At 60.7% G+C, this 23,516-nt stretch carries 21 protein-coding genes; 2 read left to right on the top strand and 19 right to left on the bottom strand.

All coding sequences use genetic code 11. The features are described from left to right. Window positions 1-4: 4 nt before the first annotated feature. Window positions 5-916, bottom strand: coding sequence for a CPBP family intramembrane glutamic endopeptidase (locus tag ACZO0A_RS03940; protein ID WP_291212790.1), 912 nt, complete (start codon window positions 914-916; stop codon window positions 5-7). Between the two features lie 379 nt (window positions 917-1,295). Here ACZO0A_RS03940 and ACZO0A_RS03935 point away from each other — a divergent pair, with 379 nt between their 5' ends. Beyond that, window positions 1,296-2,174 (top strand): LysR family transcriptional regulator, encoded by an 879-nt coding sequence (locus tag ACZO0A_RS03935; RefSeq protein ID WP_291231702.1) that lies wholly within the window; start codon window positions 1,296-1,298, stop codon window positions 2,172-2,174. Window positions 2,175-2,200: 26 nt separating this feature from the next. On the opposite strand, the gene ACZO0A_RS03930 is transcribed toward ACZO0A_RS03935, so the two are convergent. Both ACZO0A_RS03930 and ACZO0A_RS03925 read right to left on the bottom strand, forming a co-directional pair. Next, window positions 2,201-3,481, bottom strand: coding sequence for an NAD(P)-dependent oxidoreductase (locus tag ACZO0A_RS03930; RefSeq protein ID WP_302376618.1), 1,281 nt, complete (start codon window positions 3,479-3,481; stop codon window positions 2,201-2,203). An 84-nt stretch (window positions 3,482-3,565) separates the two neighbouring features. Beyond that, window positions 3,566-4,732: a nucleotidyltransferase family protein gene (locus ACZO0A_RS03925; RefSeq protein ID WP_302376615.1), complete on the bottom strand. Its 1,167-nt coding sequence runs from the start codon at window positions 4,730-4,732 to the stop codon at window positions 3,566-3,568. A gap of 179 nt (window positions 4,733-4,911) precedes the next feature. On the opposite strand from ACZO0A_RS03925, the gene ACZO0A_RS03920 reads away from it, so the two are divergent. Beyond that, on the top strand, window positions 4,912-6,120 hold the full coding sequence (locus ACZO0A_RS03920) for an acetate/propionate family kinase (protein WP_291231704.1): 1,209 nt from the start codon (window positions 4,912-4,914) through the stop codon (window positions 6,118-6,120). A gap of 302 nt (window positions 6,121-6,422) precedes the next feature. Here ACZO0A_RS03920 and ACZO0A_RS03915 read toward each other — a convergent pair whose 3' ends face one another. The 16 genes from ACZO0A_RS03915 to murC all read right to left on the bottom strand — a co-directional run bounded on the left by ACZO0A_RS03915 (window position 6,423) and on the right by murC (window position 23,324). After that, window positions 6,423-8,582, bottom strand: coding sequence for a polyribonucleotide nucleotidyltransferase (locus tag ACZO0A_RS03915; RefSeq protein ID WP_302376613.1), 2,160 nt, complete (start codon window positions 8,580-8,582; stop codon window positions 6,423-6,425). A 302-nt stretch (window positions 8,583-8,884) separates the two neighbouring features. After that, window positions 8,885-9,157: a 30S ribosomal protein S15 gene (gene rpsO, locus ACZO0A_RS03910; RefSeq protein WP_078784277.1), complete on the bottom strand. Its 273-nt coding sequence runs from the start codon at window positions 9,155-9,157 to the stop codon at window positions 8,885-8,887. A 155-nt stretch (window positions 9,158-9,312) separates the two neighbouring features. Then, window positions 9,313-9,495, bottom strand: a complete 183-nt coding sequence (locus ACZO0A_RS03905) for a hypothetical protein (protein WP_486846058.1) — start codon at window positions 9,493-9,495, stop codon at window positions 9,313-9,315. Next, window positions 9,465-10,898, bottom strand: a complete 1,434-nt coding sequence (locus tag ACZO0A_RS03900) for a hypothetical protein (RefSeq protein WP_486846057.1) — start codon at window positions 10,896-10,898, stop codon at window positions 9,465-9,467. Before ACZO0A_RS03900 ends, ACZO0A_RS03905 begins: the two co-directional genes overlap by 31 nt. Window positions 10,899-10,923: 25 nt before the next feature. Further along, on the bottom strand, window positions 10,924-11,844 hold the full coding sequence (gene ribF, locus ACZO0A_RS03895; protein ID WP_302370863.1) for a riboflavin biosynthesis protein RibF: 921 nt from the start codon (window positions 11,842-11,844) through the stop codon (window positions 10,924-10,926). A gap of 7 nt (window positions 11,845-11,851) precedes the next feature. Continuing rightward, window positions 11,852-12,745 carry a tRNA pseudouridine(55) synthase TruB gene (gene truB / locus ACZO0A_RS03890; protein WP_302376610.1) on the bottom strand — a complete coding sequence of 298 codons (894 nt, stop codon included), beginning with the start codon at window positions 12,743-12,745 and terminating at the stop codon, window positions 11,852-11,854. A 60-nt stretch (window positions 12,746-12,805) separates the two neighbouring features. After that, on the bottom strand, window positions 12,806-13,792 hold the full coding sequence (locus tag ACZO0A_RS03885; RefSeq protein WP_294718224.1) for a DHH family phosphoesterase: 987 nt from the start codon (window positions 13,790-13,792) through the stop codon (window positions 12,806-12,808). Between the two features lie 30 nt (window positions 13,793-13,822). Continuing rightward, window positions 13,823-14,188, bottom strand: a complete 366-nt coding sequence (gene rbfA / locus ACZO0A_RS03880; RefSeq protein ID WP_215693334.1) for a 30S ribosome-binding factor RbfA — start codon at window positions 14,186-14,188, stop codon at window positions 13,823-13,825. Window positions 14,189-14,205: 17 nt separating this feature from the next. Continuing rightward, complete coding sequence (infB, locus tag ACZO0A_RS03875; RefSeq protein WP_215693332.1) at window positions 14,206-16,656, bottom strand: translation initiation factor IF-2; 2,451 nt, start codon at window positions 16,654-16,656, stop codon at window positions 14,206-14,208. Window positions 16,657-16,674: 18 nt separating this feature from the next. After that, the gene (locus ACZO0A_RS03870) at window positions 16,675-16,977 is read right to left on the bottom strand and encodes a L7Ae/L30e/S12e/Gadd45 family ribosomal protein (protein ID WP_078784282.1); all 303 of its coding nucleotides are present in this window, start codon (window positions 16,975-16,977) and stop codon (window positions 16,675-16,677) included. Further along, window positions 16,970-17,278 (bottom strand): RNase P modulator RnpM, encoded by a 309-nt coding sequence (gene rnpM / locus ACZO0A_RS03865; RefSeq protein WP_215693330.1) that lies wholly within the window; start codon window positions 17,276-17,278, stop codon window positions 16,970-16,972. Before rnpM ends, ACZO0A_RS03870 begins: the two co-directional genes overlap by 8 nt. A gap of 151 nt (window positions 17,279-17,429) precedes the next feature. After that, entirely contained in the window at window positions 17,430-18,503 is a 1,074-nt protein-coding gene (gene nusA, locus ACZO0A_RS03860; protein ID WP_215693328.1) for a transcription termination factor NusA, read from the bottom strand. Between the two features lie 176 nt (window positions 18,504-18,679). Beyond that, a complete protein-coding gene (gene rimP, locus ACZO0A_RS03855; protein WP_418758054.1) occupies window positions 18,680-19,174 on the bottom strand; it encodes a ribosome maturation factor RimP in 495 nt (164 codons plus the stop codon). Window positions 19,175-19,303: 129 nt separating this feature from the next. Beyond that, entirely contained in the window at window positions 19,304-20,482 is a 1,179-nt protein-coding gene (locus tag ACZO0A_RS03850; protein WP_302376608.1) for an acyltransferase family protein, read from the bottom strand. Continuing rightward, entirely contained in the window at window positions 20,470-21,705 is a 1,236-nt protein-coding gene (locus tag ACZO0A_RS03845) for an aminopeptidase (RefSeq protein ID WP_302376607.1), read from the bottom strand. Before ACZO0A_RS03845 ends, ACZO0A_RS03850 begins: the two co-directional genes overlap by 13 nt. Before the next feature lie 248 nt (window positions 21,706-21,953). Further along, a complete protein-coding gene (gene murC, locus ACZO0A_RS03840) occupies window positions 21,954-23,324 on the bottom strand; it encodes a UDP-N-acetylmuramate--L-alanine ligase (RefSeq protein ID WP_215693322.1) in 1,371 nt (456 codons plus the stop codon). Window positions 23,325-23,516 lie beyond the last annotated feature (192 nt).

Here is a 23,516-nt window from a genome sequence, read left to right as displayed (position 1 = left end):
CCTCTCAATGTACAAAAATCACCGCATAAACCACCAGGAAAACCACAACTGCGCTGTATGCCGGGCTGGTAAAGACCGCCAGCACATCCACGCCGGGCCGCAATCCCGCCGAAAAGCGGAACCCCTGCCCCCGCGCGTGCCAGATCATCCACAGCCCGAAAAGCGGGAAGAAAAGCAGCAGGAACAGCTCGACGCCGAAGGATGCCTCCGTCGGGGCATAATACCGAAGATACATCGTCAAAAATGCCAGTGTGTTGTTCACCAGATGCAGCAGCATCCCCGGTAAAATGCTGCCCGAGCGCTCGGCCAGCCAGCCCAGGAACACGCCGCAGACAAAAGCCGTCAACCCCTGCGCCAGATCCAGATGCAGCAGCCCAAACAGAAGTGCCGGGGCAAAGATGGCCGCCGCGCTGCCGCTGGGGCGCATCAGGCCCTGGAACGCGCCGCGGAACAGTAGTTCCTCGGCCACAGCGGGCATGACGCAGAGCGCCAGATAGTACATGAACAGCTCCGGCCCGCCGCTGGGCAGCATCTGGGCCGTTGTCTCGCTGCCGGTGATGTGGTTGATGAGCGCCCCTGCCAGGTTGGCGAGGTTCGCCACGCCAAGGAACACCGGCAGACAGAAGCCTGGGCTCCACGGTGCGGGCAGCGTAAGGCGCAGGTCGTCGGACCGCAGACGGGTCAGTTTCATCATAAAAACCAGCGTCAGACCGATGGCCCCCAGCCCAATAATCAACTGGAACAGCGCCAGGCTGACCTCGCTGAAGCCCAGGGGTTTTGCCATACTGGCCCCCGGGTGCGCCAGCCCCATAAGGGTGCTGACCAGCGCATACAGCAGGCTGCGCACCAGAAGATATACCAAGGATGCCACCGCGCAGAAACCCGCCGCGCCCCGCACCCCACGTGATTTTGCCATGTGATTTTCCACCTTTACGTTAAAGGCTTCCCCCTTAGGGGGAAGCTGGCCGTGAAACGGCCTGATGAGGGGCCGGTCTGCCGCAGCCACCCATTCACGGTTTGCCGCGGGAAGGCCACCCCTCATCCGCCCCTTCGGGGCACCTTCCCCCTTGGGGGAAGGCTTTATTAGTATCATACCACAATCCGCAAAATAAAAAAAGCCCCACCGGTGTGCGGGCCGGTGGGGTGAGGTTGGAGGGAGAGGAGTCATTTTCAACCTGCATTGTGCGATGCAGGCATTGACTTTCTGACTTTATGATAGTACATTATAGGCATGAAGTAAAGCTCAACTTTTTCATACATCACATGAATTTTATTCACCATAGGAGATGCAGACCATGACCCTGACAGACTGCCAGCTGTTAAGCATTGTCGCCCAGCTGGGCACCTTTGCCGCCGCGGCGGAGCGTATGCACATCACCCCTTCCGCCGTCAGCCACGCGGTGTCCGGCGTGGAGGCCGAGTGCGGCTTTCCGCTGTTCACCCGCACCAAAAGCGGCGTCACCCTGACCGCCGCCGCCGAAAAACTGATGCCCGCCATCCAGCAAATGCTGGCCAGCAGCGAGTCGCTGGAGCAGTCCATTGCCCAGATCAACGGTATGCACAAGGGTGCGCTGCGGCTGGGGGTGTTCAACTCGGCCTGCGTAACCTGGCTGCCCAAAATCGTGCCAGGCTTCCGGGCTGCGTTCCCGGGCATCGACGTGCAAATTTACCAGGGATCCTACGATGATATTACCGGCTGGCTGAAAACCGGCGCGGTGGAACTGGGATTTCTCTCCAATTCCAGCGCCCATGACCTGGATTTTGAGCCGCTGTACGATGACCGCCTGATCTGCATTGCACCGCCGGACTACAAGCCCCGCCGCCCCGGCGTGGTGCGGGCCGAGGAACTGCGCGGTCAGCCTTTTGTCAGCCAGCAGTCCGACGTGGACGCCGATATCCAGAGTTATTTCAAAAAGAACGATCTGCACGTGTCGAGCCAATGCTATATCGTGGACGACCAGAGCATGATCGCCATGGTGGCCTGCGGGCAGGGCTTGGCCCTGATGCCCGAGCTGATGTTTAAAGAGGGTGCTGCCAGCGCGGGCTGCCAGGTTTTGCAGCTGGAACCTGCCGCCAAGCGCAGCATTGGATTAGCGTGTTTGTCGCGTGGGGCGCTGTCCCCCGCGGCGAAGGAGTTTGTGAAGCATGCAAGGGAGTTTGCGCGGATGCGATAAAGCCCCATGGGGGAAGCCTTTTTATGTTAGTTTCCCTCGTCATACTCCGCGACAGGTACATTGGCGTACTCGTCGGGCAGATCCGGGGGCAGGGTCTGCATATACTCGTGCATGGCCTCAGCCACAGTCTTGCTGTATGCCACGGCCTCGACCACCGTACGCGCGCCCTTGACGGCGTCGCCGCTGGCGAAGATGCTGGGGATGCTGGTGCGGCCGACCTCATCCGTTTCAAACAGGCCGCGGGTGTTGGTTTTCAGATCCTTGGTGCTGTCGGTGATCGTCGTACAGGGGCCCTGGCTGATGGAGACAATAACGCTGTCCGCCGGGTAGAGCTTCTCGGTGCCGGGGATCTCGGTCAGCGTGCCGTCCTCGGCCTCGCTCAGATCGATAAAGACAACGCCCTTATCGGTGATTTCCAGCGGCTTTTTGTTAAAGATAAAGTTGACGCCTTCGAGCTTGGCATAGCTGGCCTCGTACTCGCTGGCCGTGATGTGCCGGGACAGCGAGAAGCACTCGATATGCCGCGTGCCGTGGCGGATGGCGGTGCGCGCCACGTCCATGGCCGCATTGCCCGCGCCGATAACAATGGCCCGTTCACCCAGGTGGTAGACATCGGGGTTTTGCAGGTAGTTGATGGCGTAGTGTACGTTGCCCAGGCTCTCGCCCTTGATGTGCAGCGTGTTGGGCCGCCAGACGCCGGTGCCGATAAAGATGGCCTTGTAGCCGTCGCGGAACAGGTCCTCGATTTTCAGCGCCTTGCCCACGTCGGTGTTGGGGCGGACCTTGATGCCCTTCAAGCGCAGGTGGCGGTACTCGAAGTCGTCCAGCACCGATTTCGGCAGACGAAACTCCGGGATGCCGTAGCGCAGCACGCCGCCAATTTTATCGTGGCTCTCAAAGATCGTAACATCGTAGCCATAGCGTGCCAGGATGACCGCAATGGTCAGGCCCGCCGGGCCGGAACCGATGATGGCGGCCTTTTTGCCGTTGGAGGGCGCAGGGCCCTGGGTCATCTGGCTGGCGTAGGTGGACGAGATGTAGTTCTCGATGACCGAGAAATGCACGGGCGCACCCTTGATGCCGCGCACGCAGTGCCCCTCGCACTGGTTCTCGTGGTTGCAGACCAGCGAACATACGGTGGTCAGGGGGTTGTTTTCAAACAGCATACGGCCCGCTTCGTCCAGCTTGTTGGCTTTTAAAAGGCGGATGACTTCCGGGATATTGGTGTGGATGGGACACCCCTGCTGACAGCGGGGCACCTTGCAGCCAAGGCAGTGGTTCGCTTCGTCCATTACGTGCAGCGCCATGTTTTACTCCTTCATTTCGTACCGATTTTGCGCGTTAAAAATGCAACAATCTTGTATTATGCGCATTTTTTCTCCATATGATATTTATATTACCACCACCTTAGCAGTAAACGCAAGCCCCATAGGCTGAATTTTTTCTCTGCATAATGACGAAAAATCCGTTGCCTTGCTATGTAGTCTGCCGATTTTTTCAGCTTCGGCGCTGCTGCGCACCAGGTCGGCCAGAGCTGTGCCTGCCGGGGGCGTTGCCTGTTTTAAACGCGGCAGCGCTGTTTTTCGTGCACCCAGCACATGCAGGTAGGGCGGCATTGGCAATTCTGCCGGGAGCTGCAGCGCCGCGTCCAGCACCAGCCGCCGCAGCCGCGCGTGTGGGTAGCGCTTGGTTTTTAGTCTCGTATACAGGTCGTCCATGCTGTTTGCCTCCCGCACGGCGGCAGCCAGGCGGTTTTCCAGCCCCTCACTGACTCCACGCACCTGCGCGAAATTTTCGGGATCCTGCATCCGCAGCAGCGTTAAAATGGCCGTCTCAAATTTTGCGCCGTCCAGCAAAAGGCCCTCGGCGGCTGCTTTGCCGTAGAGTTCCGCCGCCCGGGCAGGCACAAAGGGTTCCCAATCAGGCTGGGGCAGGCTGCGCAAAAAACTGGCGCTGGCCATCGGTGTGCCCGCATGCTCCCCTGCCCCACCGCCGTGGGCCGCGCCCAGCCGCGGCAGCGCAAAAGGCGTGAGGGGCGCGTGCTGCGCCAAAATTGCCTTGCAGTATTCGATGCCCAAAATGTTGTTGGGGGTGCGCAGCAAAGTCCCTGTGCCGGGACGCAGGGTGTCGGCGGCCTCGGCCCGGGCGGCGGCGTAGGTCATGCCGGTTGCAAGATTTTTGCGTATCACATCGTCAATTTCTTCACATTGCAGCAGCCTGGCCGCGTCCAGCAGCGCCCCCGCGTCGGGCGTCTCGGCCCCAAAAGCCAGTGTGTCACACCCGAGGGCGGCCAGCAGACACACTCCCGCGGCGGCGAACTGCTCCGCCGTGGCGCAGGCGTAGGGCGCAGGCAGGGCAATGACGATATCCGCCCCGGCAGCCAGCGCTGCCTGCACCCGCACCCGCTCGGGCAGAATCGGCACGCCGCCGCGCTGCACCGCGCCGCTGCTCATGCAAACAGCAATGCACTGGGCACCTGCCGCCCGCACCGCCGCAATCTGGGCCGCGTGGCCGTTGTGGAAGGGGTCATATTCGGCGATAATGCCTGTAAAATCCATAACGATTTTCTCCTGATTCTTTGGCGATAGATTGTTAAAAAAGTACTTTGCCGTTACTGTGCAAAAATTGTGCTATCTTGCAGAACTTGCCCTTGAAAATTCTTTTTCACCATTATATAATAAAATCACGGATAAGGAAAGGGCAAATCTGCCCTGCCAAGTTTTAAGGAGGATATTCCATGAAAGTTCTGGTTATCAACTGCGGTTCTTCCAGCCTGAAGTACCAGCTGATCGACATGGAGGGCGAGAAGGTCCTGTGCAAAGGTCTGTGCGAGCGCATCGGCATGGAGAGCAGCATGATCACCCATGAGGCCAACGGCCACAAGGCCACCACGCCCGCCATCTTCCCCACCCACACCGAGGCTTTCACCGAGGTCGTCAAGAAGATGACCACCGGCGAGGGCAAGGTCATTGAGAGCGTTTCCGAGATCGACGCCATCGGCCACCGCGTGGTCCACGGCGGCGAGAAGTTCAAGGAGAGCTGCCTGATCACCCCCGAGGTCGTCAAGGCTATCCATGACCTGTCTCCCCTGGCCCCCCTGCACAACCCCGCCGCCATCCTGGGCATCGAGGCCTCCTACAAGGTCTTTGGCGAGGACAAGCCGAACGTGGCTGTTTTCGACACCGCGTTCCACTCCACCATGCCCCCGAAGGCCTACATGTACGCCATCCCCTACGAGTACTATGAGAAGTACGGTGTCCGCCGCTACGGTTTCCACGGCACCAGCCACAAGTACGTCAGCCACCGCGCTGCCGAGTTCCTGGAGGAGCCTATTGAGCGCCTGAAGCTCATCACCTGCCATCTGGGCAACGGTTCTTCCATCGCCGCTGTCGACCAGGGTAAAGTTATCGACACCTCGATGGGCATGACCCCGCTGGCCGGTCTGATGATGGGCACCCGCTGCGGCGACCTGGATCCCTCTGTGGTCAACTACCTGAAGTACAACCTCGAAATCACCGGCCACGAGCTGGACGAGATTCTGAACAAGAAGTCCGGCCTGCTGGGTGTTTCCGGCGTGTCCAGCGACAAGCGCGATGTCGAGGAGGCCGCCATGAACGGCAACAAGCGCGCACAGCTGGCCAGCGACATGCTGAACTACCAGATTAAAAAGACCATCGGCAGCTACATTGCCGCTATGGGCGGCGTGGATGCCATCGTCTTTACCGGCGGCATCGGCGAGCATGACGCCGACTCCCGCGCCAAGATCTGCCACCACATGGATTGGCTGGGCATCCGCATCGACACCGACAAGAACCGCGATGCACACAAGCAGAAGGAAGATGTCGTTGAGGTCACTGCCTGGGGCGCCCGTGTCCGCACGCTGATCATCGAGACCAACGAAGAGCTGATGATTGCCCGCGACACGAAGGAAGTCATTGAGAAGTAAGTCTTACTTTTCTTGAAAGAAAAGTAAGCAAAAGAACTTTTAATATTTTTCACCGGGAACGAGTTATAGCGAGAGGCTGCAGCATGGGGTTTGACCTTGTGCGGCAGCCTCTTTTGTGGATGAATCCCTCCCCTACAATGCAACCCATGAAAAAGTGCTGACATGAGGCTGCGGGCCGGGCATGCCCGGCCCCTACGGCACAATAGAAATTCAAAAAGGGAGGCTGCCCACCTGGGCAGCCTCCCTTTTACGGCTTATTTGTTTGGAGTTCTTTTGGTTACTTTTCTTGCAAGAAAAGTAACTTACTGCTGGGCAGCCTCGGCGCGCTTCTTGGCGATGGCTGCCAAGGCGTCCTTGCGGGACAGGTTGATGCGGCCCTGCTGGTCGATGTCGGTCACCATGACAAAGATGGGATCGCCGACAGCAACGACATCCTCAACATGCTCAACGCGGTGATCGTCCAGCTTGGAGATGTGAACCAGACCCTCCTTGCCGGGGGCAATCTCAACAAAGGCACCGAAGTTCATCAGGCGGGTCACGCGGCCCTTGTAGATGGCACCGATCTCGGGATCCTCGACAATGGTCTTGATGGTCGCAATAGCGCGCTTGGCATCGTCCTGATCGACAGCAGAGATAAAGACATGGCCGTCCTCCTCAATGTCGATCTTGCAGTTGAAGTTGGCGCACATTTCCTGGATGACCTTGCCGCCCTTGCCGATGACATCCTTGATCTTGTCGACCGGAATCATCATGCTGAACATTTTGGGCGCATACTTGGACAGCTCGGCGCGCGGCTCGGCAATGACCGGCTTGATGATCTGGTCAAGGATGTACAGGCGGCCCTTGCGGCACTTCTCCAGCGCTTCCTCAACGATCTCATAGGTCAGGCCGTCCACCTTGATGTCCATCTGGATGGCGGTGATGCCGCGGCGGGTGCCGCCGACCTTAAAGTCCATATCGCCGTGGAAGTCCTCAACGCCCTGAATGTCGAGCATCGTCATCCAGCGGCCGCCGTGCAGCGGGTCACCATCGGTGATAAGGCCGCAGGAGATACCGGCAACGGGTGCCTTGATGGGCACACCGGCGTCCATCAGGGCCAGCGTAGAGCCGCAGATGGAAGCCTGGGAGGTGGAGCCATTGGAGGACAGAACCTCGGAGACGCAGCGGATGGTGTAGGGGAACTCGGCCTGATCGGGCAGTACGGGGATCAGGGCACGCTCGGCCAGGTTGCCATGGCCGATCTCGCGGCGACCGGGGCTACGGGGTGCGCGAGCCTCGCCGACGGAGTACGGCGGGAAGTTGTAGTGGTGGATATAGCGCTTGTAAGGCGTATCGGACAGGTCATCCATCAGCTGGGCATCCTTGGTGGAGCCGAGGGTGCAGATGGTCAGCACCTGCGTCTGGCCGCGGGTGAACATGCCGGAACCGTGGACGCGGGGCAGCAGGCCAACCTCGGCGGCCAGCGGGCGGATCTCATTGATGCCGCGGCCGTCCACGCGCTTGCCGTCCTCAAGCAGCCAGGTACGAACGACCTTCTTCTGCAGCTTGTAGCTGATGAGGTCGAGGTCGGCGGCGGTCAGGTCGGGGTGCTCGGCGGCAATAGCATCCATGATGGGCAGCAGGGCGGCGTCGCGGACATTCTTGTCGTCGGTGTCCATGGCAGCCTTGACTTCGTCCAGATGCTTGGCATAGACATCGGCCAGCAGGGCATGATCCAACTCCACAGGGGTAAAGCTCTTCTTCGGCTTGCCGATCTCGGCGACGATACCGTTGATGAAGGCGAGCATCTTCTTGATTTCCTCATGACCGGCGCGGATGGCCTTCATCATGGTCTCCTCGTCGACCTCGTTGGCACCGGCCTCAATCATGACGATCTTTTCCTCGCTGGCGGCCAGGGTCAAGGACAGGTCACTGTGCTCGCGCTGCTCCTTGGTGGGGTTCAGGACGATTTCACCGTCCACCAGGCCGACGAAAACGCCGGCGATGGGGCCGCCCCACGGAATATCGGACATAGCGATGGCCAGGGACGCGCCATTCATGCCGGAGATTTCGGCAGAGCAGTCGGGATCCAGGCTCATGACGGTCATCGTCACGCAGACATCGTTGCGCATATCCTTCGGGAACAGCGGGCGGATGGGGCGGTCAACGACGCGGGAGGACAGGATGGCGTGCTCGCCGGGGCGGCCCTCACGGCGCATGAAGCTGCCGGGGATGCGGCCGGCGGCGTAGAGTTTTTCCTCAAACTCGACGCTCAGGGGGAAGAAGTCAACACCGTCGCGCGGCTTGTCGCTCATCGTAACGTTGCACAGCACGCAGGTCTCGCCGTAGCGGATCATCGCGCTGCCGTTGGACAGGCCACACATTTTGCCGGTTTCGACCACAAAGGGGCGGCCCGCAAAGGTCGTCTCGAACTTGCGGTACTTGGGGAAGGTTTCCAGTCTGGATGCGAATTCGTAAGCCATAGGGATTCTCCTTCTTTAGTAGATTTTTACTTTCAGCGCTCCCCTGCCCCGATTCTGTACAATAAAGCCAGCAGCCAAGCCAGTTGCTTGGGTGCTCGATTTACTGCACAAAATGGCGGCGGGGCGGCTGTAAAATACAGGTGCAGTGGGGTTTCAGGTGTGCATTGCCGGAAACGGGCACGGGCGGATATGGAATCCGCCCACGGGGCGGTCGGGGACGCCGCCCCTACAATTACGGCAAACTGCGCACGTATAAAAAAATCAGGCAGAGTGCAAATGCACCCTGCCCGTTTTTGCGAAAATTACTTACGCAGACCCAGCTCAGCGATCAGGGCACGGTAACGGTTGATGTCCTTCTTCTGCAGATAGGCCAGCAGATTGCGGCGGCGGCCGACCATCTTGAACAGGCCGCGGCGGCTGTGGTTGTCATGCTTGTTGGTCTTAAGGTGCTCGGTCAGGTGGTTGATACGAGCGGTCAGCAGAGCAACCTGGACCTCCGGGGAACCGGTGTCACCCTCGTGGATGGCTGCCTTAGCGATGATGGGCTGCTTATCGATAGCGGATTTCTGGCTCATGGGTAAATACCTCTTTCTAAAAAATATATCGGCCGTCGGCGCAGTAAGGGGTAGTTGGAACCGTTGAGGCATACGCCCCATACCGGGCCGCGGTAACATTAGTAGTATAGCACAACCATTGGGGGAATACAAGTGCAAATCTGCTTTTTCCGCAATTATTTTGCAGTGTTTTCCGCGCGTTTCTGGCAGGGCAGCTTTTGCGCTGCGGCAGCCAGACCTGCCGCCGCCAGCGGGAAGCAGCACAAGAAATACGGCAGGCAGTACCGGGCCTTTGCCTCGGCGGCCAGCTGGAACACAAAGCCGCCGATCAGGCAGACGGCCAAGCTGAGCTGCCACACCTGCGTTTTTTATGCTTGCGCAGCAGCACAACAACGCCTACGGTGCTCCACACATAGACCACTGAGATCAGCATACTGAGCCAGGCGTGCACCGGCACAAACAGCGTTTTGCTGGTGATGGCCGTTGCCAGCCACTTGGGTTCCTCAAAAATGCTGGGGTTGTTCATCGTTAGGCCGCCGAACCAGGGTTCCAGCCACTGGTCTGCGGTCTTTTCGTAGAAGAAGGAGCCAAAGCGCCCGGTCTCCCAAAGCTGGTTCAGGCAGAGCACAATATAATCCATCGCGCGCTCGTTGGCGGCCCTGGGTACAAAATTGCTGGCGTAGTACAGGCCCGCGTTCACGCAGTTGTAAAAGCCCGGCGTCACATCGGTGTTGGCATCCACCCCCATGGCGACGCGCGGCCAAATTGGGCAGCCCGGTTCATTGCCCAGGCCCATGCGGTGCATAGCCAGGGCCTGCCAGCCGTGCTGGAAACCGAATGCCACCACAAACATCAGCACAGCGCCCAGAATTTTCTGCCGCTGGTCCTTGTGGAAAATACCGGTCGCCAACAAAAGCAGCGTGACCGCCACGAGGAAAATCTGCATACCTGTGTACAATGTAATAGCCAGCGTAATGGCGACTGTGCCCACAGCCCACCACTTGCGCTCGGACTTTTTATCCTCGGCCGTACACTGGCGGATGACTGCATAGACAGCAAGCAACGACGTCATGGTGCCGGACAGCGTACCGTACACAAAGGTCGTGTACATATTGAGTGGGAAGAAGCCCGCAACCAGCACCGCGCAGCAGGCTTTGGCGCGGGGCGAGTTGGTGATACGCCCGCAGATGCAGGAGAGCAGCATCACGCAGCCACCGACACAGAAAGCGTTCATGACCTGCCAGGCACCATAGTTGCCGTTAAACAGCCTTGCGAACGGCTCACCGGTCATGCCGACAGCTGCCTGGAACGGCCAGTAGCGCAGGTAGTCCAGCAATTCCGCGCTGGGCGCCTGGTGCCCGGCTAGGGATTCCGCCACATTCCAGAAGGTGCCCTGGTCCGCGACCGGGCTGCTGGCAAACGAACTTTTCCACCAGAAGCCCAAGATTGTCTGCACGGTGGCGGCCGCCCAGGTGACGATTTTGGCGTGTTTCCATGTAAAGTTCTGCCGTGCCAGCAGCAGGAGCAGAATGCTGAGCACCGCGACTACCGGGGCAACGTGCAAAACGTTACGGCCGGCAAGCACGAGTTGTTCCGGCAACTCGCCCAGAACGGGGATCTCGTCCATCCGCATCACTGCCAGGGAAAACAGCGACGCGACCGTCAGAAAGCCGCAGATCAACAGGCTCAAAACGGCAATCAGATAGGTGGGCACCTGCTGCAGGATGGCCCAGCAGGTTTCTTTTCGGGAGAGGTTTTTCATAGTCCGGCGTCTCCTCTTTTCTTTTTCATTCCGCAAAATATGCTTTACTCTCGTCGGCGGCGTGGTGGATGAGGGCCGCCAGCTCGATGAGGGAATTGAACTTGCGCACAGGGCAGAAATATTTGTAAAATTCCAGTACCGGCTGCTGGCCGTAGACATTGCCGGTGAAGTCCGGCACAAAGGTCTCGCAGGTCACGGCGGCGTCGGCGCTCTGATCCACAGTGGGGCGCTTGCCGATGCCGGTTGCGGCCGGCCACCACGTACCATTGAGGAAAATGCGGGTCAGGTAGACGCCCGCGCAGGGCTGCAATGCGGCAGCGGGATAGTTCTGGTTCAGCGTCGGCGTGCCCAGCTTGCCGCTGCCGATGCCCTTGCCGTGGACGACCGGCCAATCAATGGCGTAAGGCGTGCCGAGCATGGCGTTGGCGTCGGCCAGGCGGCCTTCCTCCAGCGCCGCGCGGATGCGGGTGGAGGACACAGTCTGGCCCTGATACTGGGCCATCGGCACGATATGGACGCCGATGCCCAAGGGTTTGCACAGTTCCCGCAGCCGTTCGACATTGCCCGCCGCGCGGGCCCCGAAGGTGAAGTTATCGCCGCAGAACAGCTCCTTGGCGTTGAAGCACTCCACCAGAACCGTCTGGACAAAATCCTCGGGCGAGAGGGCGCGGAACTCGTCAAAGGGGGCTTCCTGGTATTCTTCGATGCCCAGGGCCGCCACGCGGGCGTGCTTCTGGCGCAGAGACAGGATGCGCCCGCCTTTCAGCGTGCTGCCCGCAGGCAGTTCAAACGTGAAAGCTGCGGCGGTCAGGCCGTTGGCTTTGGCGCAGTCAACCGCCGCACCCAGCACGGCGCGGTGACCGCAGTGGACACCGTCAAAGTAGCCCAGCGCCACCGCGCTGCCCTGGGGTGCGCGGACGGGCGTCAGGCTCTGGTATATCTGCATTGGGCGGTCATCCCCTTTCGCAAAATAGTTTTTCGACTTTCAGCACACCGCCCTCGACGGTGGCAAGACCCAGGAACGCACCGTATTCGTCGTAGGTGCGATAACGGCCATCGGCGGCCTTATAGTGGCTCGTGGGGCAGCCGTTGAGCAGGTGGGCCTTCCCGCCCTCATTGACATGCAGGGCGGGAAGCGGGGCGAACACCGTTTCAATTGGCAGCACCCAGCCGTTGGTCTCAAGTTCCCCGCTCTCGGCGGCGGCCAAGATTTCCGGCAGCGTGTGGCACTGTTCCAGGCTGAACACGCCCGCCTGGGTGCGGCGCAGCGCGGCCAGCGTGGCGGGCACGCCGAGGGCTGCGCCGATTTCCTCGGCCAGGACGCGGATGTAGGTGCCCTTGGAGCAGGCCACGCGGATGGTGTATTCATCGGGCGCGGGGCTGCCGAGATATTCAATATTATAAATCGTGATGGGGCGGGGCGTGCGCTCCACGGTCTGGCCCTTGCGGGCAGCCTTATACAGCGGCTGGCCGTTGATTTTTACCGCGCTGTACATCGGCGGCAGCTGCATTCTGTCGCCCATGAATCGGGGCAGCACGGTGCGCAGCTCACGCTCCCCCACCGTGACCGGCGCGGTTTCCAGCGTGGTGCCCGTTACGTCGCCGGTGTCGGTGCGCAGGCCCAGGCGGATGGTTGCCTCATAGGTTTTATCGTGGTCAAGCTGGCGGTCGGCGGCAGAAGTTGCCTTGCCGATAAACACCGCGAGCACACCGGTGGCCATAGGGTCCAGTGTGCCCGAATGTCCCAGCTTGCGTGTGCCCAGCGCGCCGCGCAGCTTGGCCAGCACATCAAAGCTGGTCCAGCCTGCAGGCTTATCGATAGGCAGAATGCCGTTTGGCGTTTGCATAGCAGGGTTCCTTTTCTGTTGTTAGGGTTTAAAAGGCTTTCCCCTAGGGGGGAAAAGGCTTTATTGCGCTTCTTTCTCCGCGTCGACGCGGTCCAGTTCCTTTTTGACTTCCTCGAGAATGGCATGCTTGGCGTTGTCCGGGTTGCCGCTGATCTCACAGCCTGCGGCGCGGGGGTGGCCGCCGCCGCCCAGCCGCCGTGCAATGTTGCAAGCGTTGGTGTCGTGGCCGGTGCGCACGCTGATTTTAAAACTGCCGTCCTTCTGCTGGCGCAGGGTCAGGCCGACCTCGACGCCCTCAATGGAGCGGGGCAGACTGGTCAAGTCTTCCAGCTCGGCCCCGGCCACGCCTGCGGCCTGGATCTGGTCCCAGGTCAGGCAGATGAGCGCACAGCGGTCGTCGTAGTAAAATTCCAGGCTTTCCAGCGCCATCCGCTCGGCAATGACCCGCGCGTGGGAGCGGCTCTCGAACAGGCGCTCGTTGAGCTTTTCCACATCGGCACCGGCCTCGATGAGCGCCGCCGCCGCGCGGTGGGTCTCCGCCGTCGTGTTGCTGAACCGGAAGCAACCGGTGTCGGTCGCCACGCCGGTATACAGGCAGGCGGCGATCTCCGGCGTAATCTTCGCGCCCATCTCGGGGATGAGTGTCGTCAGCAGCTCGGCGGCGGCAGCCGCGTGGTCGTCCACCAGCGTCTCATAGGCATAGCCGCTGTTGGAGCCGTGGTGGTCGATGCACAGATTGACGTGCTCAGCGTAATCCCGGATGTTGTTGCGCTCGCCAAACAACTGGATACCGGCCACATCCACCGCCACGACGAACGCAGGGCTAAAGCTGCCGTCAAACACCGTGATGGGCATATAGTCGTACATGGCTGGGATGGGGTCGCTGCACAGCACCGCGGCGTTTTTGCCCAGCTGCTGCAGGGCAAGGCAGAGCGCCGTGCCCGAGCCGATGGTATCGCCATCCGGGTTTTTATGACACAAGATCAAGATGTCATCTGCAGCAAGCAGACGCGAAACAACGGTTTCGCGATCCACATTCTGAGTCATAGGTTCCTCTTTTCTAACCGGGTGCAGGGTTTACTCTGCGTCAGAGTCGGACTCGATGTCCAGCTCACCCAGCAGCTTGTTGATGTGCGCGGCATAGGCTGCGCCTTCATCTTTCACAAATACAAAGCGCGGTGCCTTGCGGATGTGCATACGGCGGCTGACCTCGGTGCGGACATGGCCGGAGGCCTTGTTCAGCGCCTTGACTACCGGCTCGGGGCCGCCCTCGCGGCCCATAACGCTGATGTAGACCTTGGCCTGGTCGAGGTCAGGGGTCACATCCAGTCGGGTCACGGTCAGCAAACCACCGTTCACGCGGGGGTCCTTCATCTCGCCGATAATCGCAATCAGCTCACGCTTCATATCCTGGGCCATACGGCCGTGATTTTTGGTTGGCATTTAGTTTACCTCTGCAATTAGTCGCGGTACTCTTCCATCTTGAAGCACTCGAACACGTCGCCTTCCTTGATATCCTGGAACTTGGCAAGCGTGATGCCGCACTCGTAGCCCTCGGCCACTTCCTTGGCGTCGTCCTTAAAGCGCTTCAGGCTGGCGATGGAATCCTCGCAGATGACGATGCCGTCACGCACCAAGCGCAGTTGGGCATCGCGGGTGATCTTGCCGTCGGTAACGCGGCAGCCTGCAACGGTACCGACGCTGGAGATCTTGTAGACCTGACGGACCTGTGCTTCGCCCAGGGCGACTTCGCGGACCTTCGGGGCCAGCATACCCTTCATAGCGTCGGAAACATCGTTGATGGCGTCGTAGATGACGCGGTACATACGCATCTCCACGCCGGTCTGCTCGGCTTCCGCCTTTGCAACGGCGTCGGGGCGGACGTTGAAGCCGATGATGATGGCGTTGGACGCATCGGCCAAGGAGACGTCGGACTTGGAGATAGCACCGACACCCGCATGGATAACGCGGACGCGGACCTCATCATTGGAGATCTTCTCAAGGCTCTGCTTGACGGCCTCGGCGGAGCCCTGGACGTCGGCCTTGACGATGATGGGCAGTTCCTTCATATCGTTGGCAGCCATCTGGTCAAACAGGTTATCCAGCGTGACCTTGGTGTAGGCGGCAAACTGCTTCTCCTTGGCCTCGGCGGTACGCTTGTCAGCCAGCTCACGGGCCAGGCGCTCGTCCTCAACGGCCTCGAACAGCTCACCGGCCTCGGGCACTTCGGTCAGGCCGGTGATCTCCACGGGGGTGGAGGGGCCGGCCTCGGTGATTTCCTGGCCCTTATCGTTGCGCATGGTACGCACACGGCCAACGGCGGTACCGGCAATCAGGCAGTCGCCCTTATGCAGGGTACCGTTCTGGACCAGCAGGGTCGCGATGGGGCCCTGACCCTTGTCCAGACGGGCCTCGACAACAGCGCCCTTGCCGCGGCGGCTCGGGTTGGCTTTCAACTCCATGACCTCAGCCTCAAGGGCGATGCGCTCCAGCAGGTCGCTGATGCCCATGCCGGTGACGGCAGAGACGGGGATGCAGGCGACATCGCCGCCCCAATCCTCGGGGACGATCTCGTACTTGGTCAGCTGCTCCTTGACGCGCTCCGGGTTGGCGGTGGGCTTATCCATCTTGTTGATGGCGACGATCAGCTTGACGTTGGCGGCCTTGGCATGGTTGATAGACTCGATGGTCTGGGGCATGATGCCGTCATCGGCCGCGACGACCAGAACCGCGATATCGGTCATGTTCGCGCCGCGGGCACGCATCGAGGTGAAGGCCTCGTGGCCCGGGGTGTCCAGGAAGGTGATGACGCTGTCATTGCTCTTGACCTGGTAGGCGCCGATGGCCTGGGTGATACCGCCGGCCTCACCCTTGGTGACATTGGTCTTGCGGATGGCGTCCAGGATGGAGGTTTTACCGTGGTCAACGTGGCCCATGACGACGACAACCGGCGGACGCTCGACGAGGTCTGCGGCGTTGTCCTCTTCCTGCACGAAGAGGCGCTCCTCGATGGAGACATGGACCTCGTGCTCGACCTTGGCGTGGAATTCCTCGGCGATCAAGGCGGCGGTGTCGAAATCGACGACGTCAGAGATGGCGTGCATCTCGCCCATCTGCATAAACTTGGCAACAACCTTGGCAGCGTTCTGCTTCAGGCGGGTAGCCAGCTCGCCGACGGTGATCTCGTCGGGGATGGAGATTTTCAGCTGCGCGTTGCGGGCCTTTTCCAGCTGAATGCGCTGCAGGCGCTCAGCCTCGGTCTCGCGGCGGCGGCCAAACTGCTGGCCGCGGCGGTTGTTGCGGTTATTGAACTTTTCTTTTTTGCCGGTGGGCTGGTTCTTGCGCTTGCTGGGCATATTGCGGCTGTCGGCCAGGTCGTCATAGCGGGCGTTGAACTTGTCAACGTTCACATCGACGGTGCGGGTGTCCACGGACACCTGGGCGCGGTTGACCTGGACCTGCTCGGTCTTGACAGGCTCCTTGATGCCGGTATCGGCGGCCAGCTCCTGCAGGGTGACGCGCTTTTCATTGCGCTTCTCGGCCTGCTTTTCGGGCTTGCGATCCTTCTTCTGCTCGGGCTTCTGCTCGGGCTTGGCTTCAGCCTTGGGCTGCTCTGCCTTGGCGGGCTGGGCAGCGGGCTTCTTCTCCTCTGCCTTCTTGGCCTCAGGCTTCTTCGGTTCCGCCTTCGGGGCGGGCTTTGCTTCCTCCTTGCCGCTGGCAAGGTAGGCATCCAGGCTCGTCTCAGCGTTCTCGCGGGTCAGGGTCTCCAACAGGACGTTGAGTTCTTTTTCCTCAAACGTGCCGCCTGTCTTGTAGGCGGTGCCGGTCACACCGGAAACGGTTTCGATGACCTTTTTAGCGGGTACGCCGAACTCCTTGGCAACATCAGCGATTTTGTATTTAAAATCCATATATCGTGGTCCTCCTCATCAAAGGTATTTTGCGCACAGTTGTGCAAGGTGTTCGTCGGTAACGCCGAACACGGCGGCGGGTTTGGGGGTAAGCATGGCCAGGTCAGCGCTGGTCAGGGGCATCTGCTCGCAGGCGACGATGCCGTCGCAGGCGTCCTTCATATGGCTGACCGTGCGCTCGCTGGCGTCGGAGGTAAGCAGCACCAGGGCCACTTTGCCGCGCAGTGCATTTTCCTGTACGCGGTCATACCCATGCAGCAGCTTACCGGCCTTGCGGCACAGCCCCAGCGCGCCCAGCAGCGGGTGCTGATCGTTATTCATCGCTCGCCGCCTCCTTTGCGCTTTGTTCCGCACATTGTATTTCCTCGGTCAGGCGGTCGTAGATGCCGTCCGGGATGGGAACCTCAAACGTGCGTTCCAGCCGCTTGGCCTTGCGCGCTTTGGCAAGGCAGGCGGCCGAGGGGCACAGATACGCGCCGCGCCCCGGTGCTTTGCCGCGCAGATCAATGCTGATCTCGCCTTCCGGGCTGCGCACCACGCGCACCAATTCGCGTTTGGGGCGCTGGGCATTACAGCCCACACACCGGCGCACCGGTATCTTTTTTTGCTTTTGCTGCTGCAACTGGCAGACCTCATTTCTAAATAATAGATAAAAGATAAGAAATATGGGGTTCCGCGGCGCTGCGCACCGCTCAAAATTTTGTTTTTGCCCTGCGGGCAAAAACTCCACATTTTTTATTATTTATTATGTTTTATCTCTTATCTCTTTTTATTTATTCTTCGTCCTCGCCGTAGTAGCCGGACTCGGGGCGGATATCAATATTGTAGCCGGTCAGATGGGCGCACAGACGCACATTCTGGCCCTTGTTGCCGATAGCAAGGCTCAGCTGGTGATCGGGCACGGTCACGCGGCAGCTCTTGGTCTCGCCGGGCAGCAGCTCGACCTTGACAACCTTGGCCGGGGACAGTGCAGCGGAGATGAACTCGGTGATATCCTCGCTCCAACGGATGACGTCGATCTTCTCGCCGTTCAGTTCCTGGACGATTTTCTCCACGCGGGCACCGCGGGCGCCGATGCAGGCGCCGACCGGGTCAACGTCGGGGTTCTTGCTCCAGACGGCCAGCTTGGTGCGGGCACCGGCCTCGCGGGCGATGGCCTTGACTTCGACGGTGCCGTCGTAGATCTCGGGGACTTCCAGCTCAAACATACGCTTGACCAGGCCGGGATGGGTGCGGCTGATGGTCACGCGGGGGCCGCGGTCGGTCGCCAGCACATCCACAACGTAGACCTGCACAGTCTGGCCCTCGGTGAAGGTCTCGCCGGGGACCTGCTCGTTGCGGGGCAGAACGGCGCTGCCGCCCTTGCCCAGGTCGAGGACGATGTTGCCGCGCTCGGGGTCGATGGAAACGACGGTGGCGGCGATCAGCTCATGGGCACGGGACTGCATCTCGCTGCACTGCAGGTTGCGCTCGCCCTCGCGCAGGCCCTGACGGATGACGTGCTTTGCGGTCTGGGCAGCGATACGGCCGAACTCCTTGGTTTTCAGCGGGGTGACCATGCGCTGGCCGACCTTGTAGCTCTTGCGGATCTTCTGGGCATCTTCCAGGCTGACCTGAGTGTGGGGGTTCTCGACCTCCTCCACGATGTCACGCAGCAGGCTGGCGCGGAAAGCGCCCAGCTCAGGGTCGATATCAACGACGACGTTGTCGTCCTCGACCTCGTAGTCCTTCTTGACCGCGATGACGATGGCTGCCTTGATCTTTTCGATCAGGTAGTCCGCGGGCAGGCCGCGTTCCTTTTCCAGCGCAGCAAGAGCCTCAAAGAATTCGTTGTTAGCAGTAGCCATTTTATGGTTTCCTCCCAATTATATTTCAAGTACACGCAATACAGTATTTAAAATGCTCTGCCTTCCCCCTTGGGGGAAGGTGGCCCCGCAGGGCCGGATGAGGGGCGACTTCGGCAAAGCTGCCCCTCATCAGTCAGCGGTCAAGCCGCTGACAGCTCCCCCTTGGGGGAAGCCATTCAGAACAAATCTTCATCATCGCAGAGCTTGACATAGCCCGCGCTCTTGACCGGGAAGGTCCAGCTTTCCTCACCATCGGTCAGGGTCACGTTGCCGTCGGCGTCCAGCCCCTGCAGAATGCCCGCGTAATCGCGGCGGCCCTGCTCATCGGGGCGGATCAGGTGCGCGGCGCACTTCTGGCCCTTGAGCTGCTCGTAATGCTCGGGGCGGGTCAAGCGGCGGCCCAGGCCGGGGCTGCCGACCTCGAGATAATAGCTCTGTTCAATGGGGTCTGCCTCGTCCAGCAGCGGGTCGATGGCGCGGGAGACAGCCTCGCAGGTGTCGGTGTCCAGCGGCTCGTCGCGGTCGATCAGCACGCGCAGGAACCAGTCCGGACCTTCCTTTTCAAAGCGGACGTCCCACAGACGCAGGTGCATGCCTTCCACGACCGGGCGGACGAGGGCTTCCACGACCTTGACCGCACTGCCCTGCTGCGGTTTACCGGGTTTTGCCATAATTAAAATGCTCCAATCATAAAAAGAAAGCGGACCTTGCGGCCCACTTTCAGTAAAATCATCATCGAACACTATGAATATACCATACTCCCGCGCAAAATGCAAGCCCCCGCCGGGCGGAATTGCCTGTTATCGGGCTTTTTGAGCGCACATTTTTTGCGGAGTTTTGGAAAACCGCCGTGCCGCGGGCTTTTCGATGCCGTAGTAGGCCGCTATGCTGACCGCTAGCGCGGCCGCCCAGTAGAGCAGGTCGGCCCGGTGCATCCAGGCGGCGTCCCCCGACTGGTTGGGCGGTGTGTCCCCCGCCCAGGCGGGCAGATGCAGATCATACTTTAAAAAGACCGTCAGCATCTGGTGCCACAGGTAAAAGCTGTACGTCAGCGCAGCCAGCCAGCGCAGGGCGCGGCGCAGCACCCCGGGCAGGGTCAGGCCCAGGCCAAAGCACACCAGCACCGCCGCAGCCGCAAGGACCAGCGGCATCCGGTTTATCAGCTGGAACTGCTGGTACTCTGCCGCCGCAGCCTGGGCGCGCATTTCGGCATCCAGCCAGATGAGCGCCGCCAACCCCAGCGCCGTACAGCCCGCGCGGGGCAGAATGTGCTGTGCCCAGCCGCCGTGGGCGAATTTGGCAAACACCCATGCCGCCGCCAGTCCCACGGCCAGCACCCCGCTGAACGCCGGGAGCTGGTTGAACCGGGCAGAATAGTCTCCGCTGCCGTACTGCGGCAGTAGCCAGCACGTGTACCCCAGCTGTACCAGTCCCAGTGCAGCCAGCGTGGGCAGCGGCCATTTTGCGCAGAGCGGGGCCAGCAGCGGGAACACGAGATAAAACAGTGCAAACACCGTCAGCGTCCAGGTCACGCCGTTGAGCTGGCAGGCCAGGTAGGCCGGGCGGTAGAGCTGCTGGGTCAGCGCCAGGTGGGCGGCCAGATCCAGCGCCAGCGCCTTGCTCCACCCACGCCGCGCCACGGCCAGCACCAGACTGAACAGCAGGCTAACGTAGTAGGCGGGCAGCAGCCGCAGGGCGCGGCGGCGGTAGAATTCCGCCGGGCGGATGCGCGGCAAAGGCTGGTTCCGCACAGCCGCGTTGGCCCAGGGCAGGAACAGGCAGAACGCCGACAGCATGACCAGCAGGTCCACGCCGACGCTGCCCGCCCGCAGCCAGTGTGCCGGGGCTGCGCCGCCGTACCAGCTCTGCTGCCAGATGTGGAACGCGCCGACGGCCCAGGTCGCCAGCACCCGCACAAAGTCCGCTGCCGCCGGGCGGTCTGTGTCGATGGGCGCAGGGGCGCGGTTTAGAACGCCCATTCTCCGTTTTCAAAGATCGTGACTTCTTCCCCGCTCTTGGTGATGCCGACGACGCGGGTGTCGGGTGCGCCAATCATGACGTCCTCATGGATGGCAGAGTTGTTCAGCCCCTTCTTCATCAGTTCGTCGCGGGTCATGGCGGAGCCGCCCTTGATGTTCGTGGGATAACCCGCGCCAAAGGCAATGTGGCAGGCGGCGTTCTCGTCAAACAGCGTATTGAAGAACAGCACACCGCTCCGGTTAATGGGGCTGGAGGCGGGCACGAGGGCGATCTCGCCGATGCGGTTGGAGTTCTCATCGGTGGAGAGCAGTTCGGTCAGCAGATCGGCGTTTTTCTTTGCGCCGTGCTCGACAACGACACCATCCTTGAAGGTGACGTGCCAGCCTTCGATGAGCTGGCCGTTGTAGGCGTAGGGCTTGGTGCCGTAGACGATGCCGTTGGTGCGCTCACGGTGGGGCGCGCAGAAAACTTCCTCGGTGGGAACGTTGGCGATAAACTCAATGCCGCCCTCGGTCTTGCTGGATGCACCCTCCCAGGTGGCGTCGTCGGCCAGGCCTACGGTCAGGTCGGTGCCGTTGGCGCTGGTCATGTGGATGCGGTCGAGATCCAGCTCGTTCATGTGGTCGCGGCGGGCCTTCGTCTTGGCGACGTGCTCCTGCCATGCGGCGACCGGGTCGCCGGTGGAGACGCGGCAGACGTCAAAAATCAGTGCCCACAGTTTTTCAACAGCCTCGTCGATAGGCAGTTCGGGGAATACCTTGGCGGCCCAGCCCGGGGCGGGCACAGCGGCCACGCACCACTGCACGCGGTCGTTCATCGTGTACTCCTGCCAGGGCTTGAGGAAGTTGCGGCGGGCCAGGTTGACGCGGTTCAGCTTGCCCGCGTCGAGACCGGTCAGCGCCTCGGGGTCCTCGGCGTGGATGGCCAGCGTGCAGCAGCCGTCCGGGTCCTCGGCATAGTCGAGGTAGCTGCGCAGCTCATAGGGCTTCATGGCGGCCAAGTCTTTTTCGTCGGCCATTTCCATGTTCAGTCGGGTGAGCTTGTCGTCCTCCCAGCGGACAACAACGGTTTTTGCGCCCGCCTCATATCCCGCGCGGACGCAGGCATGGGCAAAGTCGGGCATCGTGACCGGGCAGCGGACGATAAAGTTCTGGCGCGGGCGTACATTGACGCCCACCTTGACGATAAAATCAGCGTAGAGTTGGAGGAAGTGTTGGTTCATGGGGTGATCTCCTTTATATAATGTTTGTTTGCTGATATTGTAGCATAAAGTGGGTGGTACTGGCAAGTTGGCGGCGGCATGAGGGCATGCCGCCCTACGGCGGCACAGCGTTGTAAGGGCCGCATGTGTGTGGCCCGCGGCTTTCCCACAGACAGCCGCTCGCCTTACACAGCCGGGGCGGGCATACCCGACCCCTGCACTCTGTTGCAAAAAACAGGCTGCCCTGCCGGACAGCCTGTCATCAGATTTTATTTTCCTGCCATCATATCGGCGGCCTTGTACAGATCGCCGCAGCTCATGCAGACGACGAGGTCGCCCTTCTTGGCGTTCTGCTTGACCCAGTTTGCAGCGCCTTCCAGGCCATCGACCACAACGCTGCCGGGCAGCTTGGCGGCCAGATCCTCACTCTTGACCGTGCCGTCATCCTTCTCTCGACCGCCCATGATGGGCAGCAGCACGACCTGGTCAGCAGCGCTCAACACCTTGGCGAACTCGTCCATCAGCATCTTGGTACGGCTGAAGGTGAAGGGCTGGTGCACGGCGATCACGCGGTCATAGCCCATCTCCTTGGCAGTCGCCAGCGTGGCGGCCAACTCGGTGGGGTGGTGGGCGTAGTCATCGACGATGACCGCGCCGTTGCACTCGCCCTTGACCTCAAAACGGCGGCCCGTGCCGTGGAACTGCTCGGCTGCGCGGACGGCATCCTCAGGCTTGAGGCCCAGCGGGCGGACACAGCAGCACATAGCCAGGGCATTGTAAATGTTGTGGTAGCCGGGCACGCCCAGCTTGATGTGGGCAAACTGCTCACCCAGTTCGAGGACGTCGAACTCGAAGAAGCCGGGCTTGTACTCGCCGATGTTGACGGCGCGGAAGCGGGCCTCCTCCTTGATGCCGAAGCTCAGCACCGGGCGGTCGATGGAGTTGACAACGTCCATCGTGTTTTTATCGTCCATGTTGAAGACGACCGTGCGGGACAGCAGCGCAAACTTCTGGAACGCGAGCTTGAGCTGACCCATCGTGCCGTAATATTCAAGGTGGTCATTGTCAATGTTCAGGATGACGCCCACCGAGCAGGTCAGCTGCAAAAACGTCTCGTGGTACTCGCAGGCCTCAATGACGACGCTCTGGCCGTTGCCGGCCTTGCCGTAGCCGCCGATGAGGGGCAGCTTGCCGCCGATGACCGCAGCGGGATCCTTGCCCGCCAGTTCCAGCATGGTGGTGATCATGCCGGTGGTCGTGGTCTTGCCGTGGGTACCGGCCACGCCAATGCTCTGGGAATGGGTGCGGCTGATGTAGCCCAGCATAACGCTGCGCTCAATGGCCTTGATGCCGCGGGCGCGGGCGGCCTGCAGCTCGGGGTTGTCGTCGTGGATGGCGGCGCTGTACACGACCAGATCAGCGTTGCCGACATTGGCGGCATCGTGGCCAATGGAGACGCGCACGCCCAGGGCACGCTCGGCCTCGGTGTTCTTGGTCTCCTCGACGTCAGAGCCGGTGATGGCGTAGCCGCGGCTGTGCAGGATCTGGATCAGCGGATAGGTGCCGGAACCGCCGCAGCCGATAAAATGGATCGTGCGGACGCCTTCCAGCAGCTTGGGGTCATACATACTAAAAACCATAACAGTGGTCACCTCAAAATTTATCCGCTGCCGGGCAGGGCACGCGGCGTATATTACTGGAAACATTATACTATTTCTCTGCAACAAAATAAACACTTTTTTTGAATTCGATGCCTGACCGGGCAATTTTTGGGTAAATGGCACAAATTTAGACCCATAAATTACAGCAATACGTTGATGGTGCAGTTGCAG

This window comes from Gemmiger sp., from assembly GCF_057431175.1.
Note: the sequence above shows the minus strand (reverse complement) of the source record. Positions and strands in the feature narration are given on the sequence as shown.

Bases quoted from the DNA above. Each gene is read 5' to 3' on its own strand.
- ACZO0A_RS03940 (WP_291212790.1), bottom strand. From the start codon at position 916: ATGGCAAAATCACGTGGGGTGCGGGGCGCGGCGGGTTTCTGCGCGGTG.
- ACZO0A_RS03935 (WP_291231702.1), top strand. From the start codon at position 1,296: ATGACCCTGACAGACTGCCAGCTGTTAAGCATTGTCGCCCAGCTGGGC.
- ACZO0A_RS03930 (WP_302376618.1), bottom strand. From the start codon at position 3,481: ATGGCGCTGCACGTAATGGACGAAGCGAACCACTGCCTTGGCTGCAAG.
- ACZO0A_RS03925 (WP_302376615.1), bottom strand. From the start codon at position 4,732: ATGGATTTTACAGGCATTATCGCCGAATATGACCCCTTCCACAACGGC.
- ACZO0A_RS03920 (WP_291231704.1), top strand. From the start codon at position 4,912: ATGAAAGTTCTGGTTATCAACTGCGGTTCTTCCAGCCTGAAGTACCAG.
- ACZO0A_RS03915 (WP_302376613.1), bottom strand. From the start codon at position 8,582: ATGGCTTACGAATTCGCATCCAGACTGGAAACCTTCCCCAAGTACCGC.
- rpsO (WP_078784277.1), bottom strand. From the start codon at position 9,157: ATGAGCCAGAAATCCGCTATCGATAAGCAGCCCATCATCGCTAAGGCA.
- ACZO0A_RS03900 (WP_486846057.1), bottom strand. From the start codon at position 10,898: ATGAAAAACCTCTCCCGAAAAGAAACCTGCTGGGCCATCCTGCAGCAG.
- ribF (WP_302370863.1), bottom strand. From the start codon at position 11,844: ATGCAGATATACCAGAGCCTGACGCCCGTCCGCGCACCCCAGGGCAGC.
- truB (WP_302376610.1), bottom strand. From the start codon at position 12,745: ATGCAAACGCCAAACGGCATTCTGCCTATCGATAAGCCTGCAGGCTGG.
- ACZO0A_RS03885 (WP_294718224.1), bottom strand. From the start codon at position 13,792: ATGACTCAGAATGTGGATCGCGAAACCGTTGTTTCGCGTCTGCTTGCT.
- rbfA (WP_215693334.1), bottom strand. From the start codon at position 14,188: ATGCCAACCAAAAATCACGGCCGTATGGCCCAGGATATGAAGCGTGAG.
- infB (WP_215693332.1), bottom strand. From the start codon at position 16,656: ATGGATTTTAAATACAAAATCGCTGATGTTGCCAAGGAGTTCGGCGTA.
- ACZO0A_RS03870 (WP_078784282.1), bottom strand. From the start codon at position 16,977: ATGAATAACGATCAGCACCCGCTGCTGGGCGCGCTGGGGCTGTGCCGC.
- nusA (WP_215693328.1), bottom strand. From the start codon at position 18,503: ATGGCTACTGCTAACAACGAATTCTTTGAGGCTCTTGCTGCGCTGGAA.
- rimP (WP_418758054.1), bottom strand. From the start codon at position 19,174: ATGGCAAAACCCGGTAAACCGCAGCAGGGCAGTGCGGTCAAGGTCGTG.
- ACZO0A_RS03850 (WP_302376608.1), bottom strand. From the start codon at position 20,482: ATGGGCGTTCTAAACCGCGCCCCTGCGCCCATCGACACAGACCGCCCG.
- ACZO0A_RS03845 (WP_302376607.1), bottom strand. From the start codon at position 21,705: ATGAACCAACACTTCCTCCAACTCTACGCTGATTTTATCGTCAAGGTG.
- murC (WP_215693322.1), bottom strand. From the start codon at position 23,324: ATGGTTTTTAGTATGTATGACCCCAAGCTGCTGGAAGGCGTCCGCACG.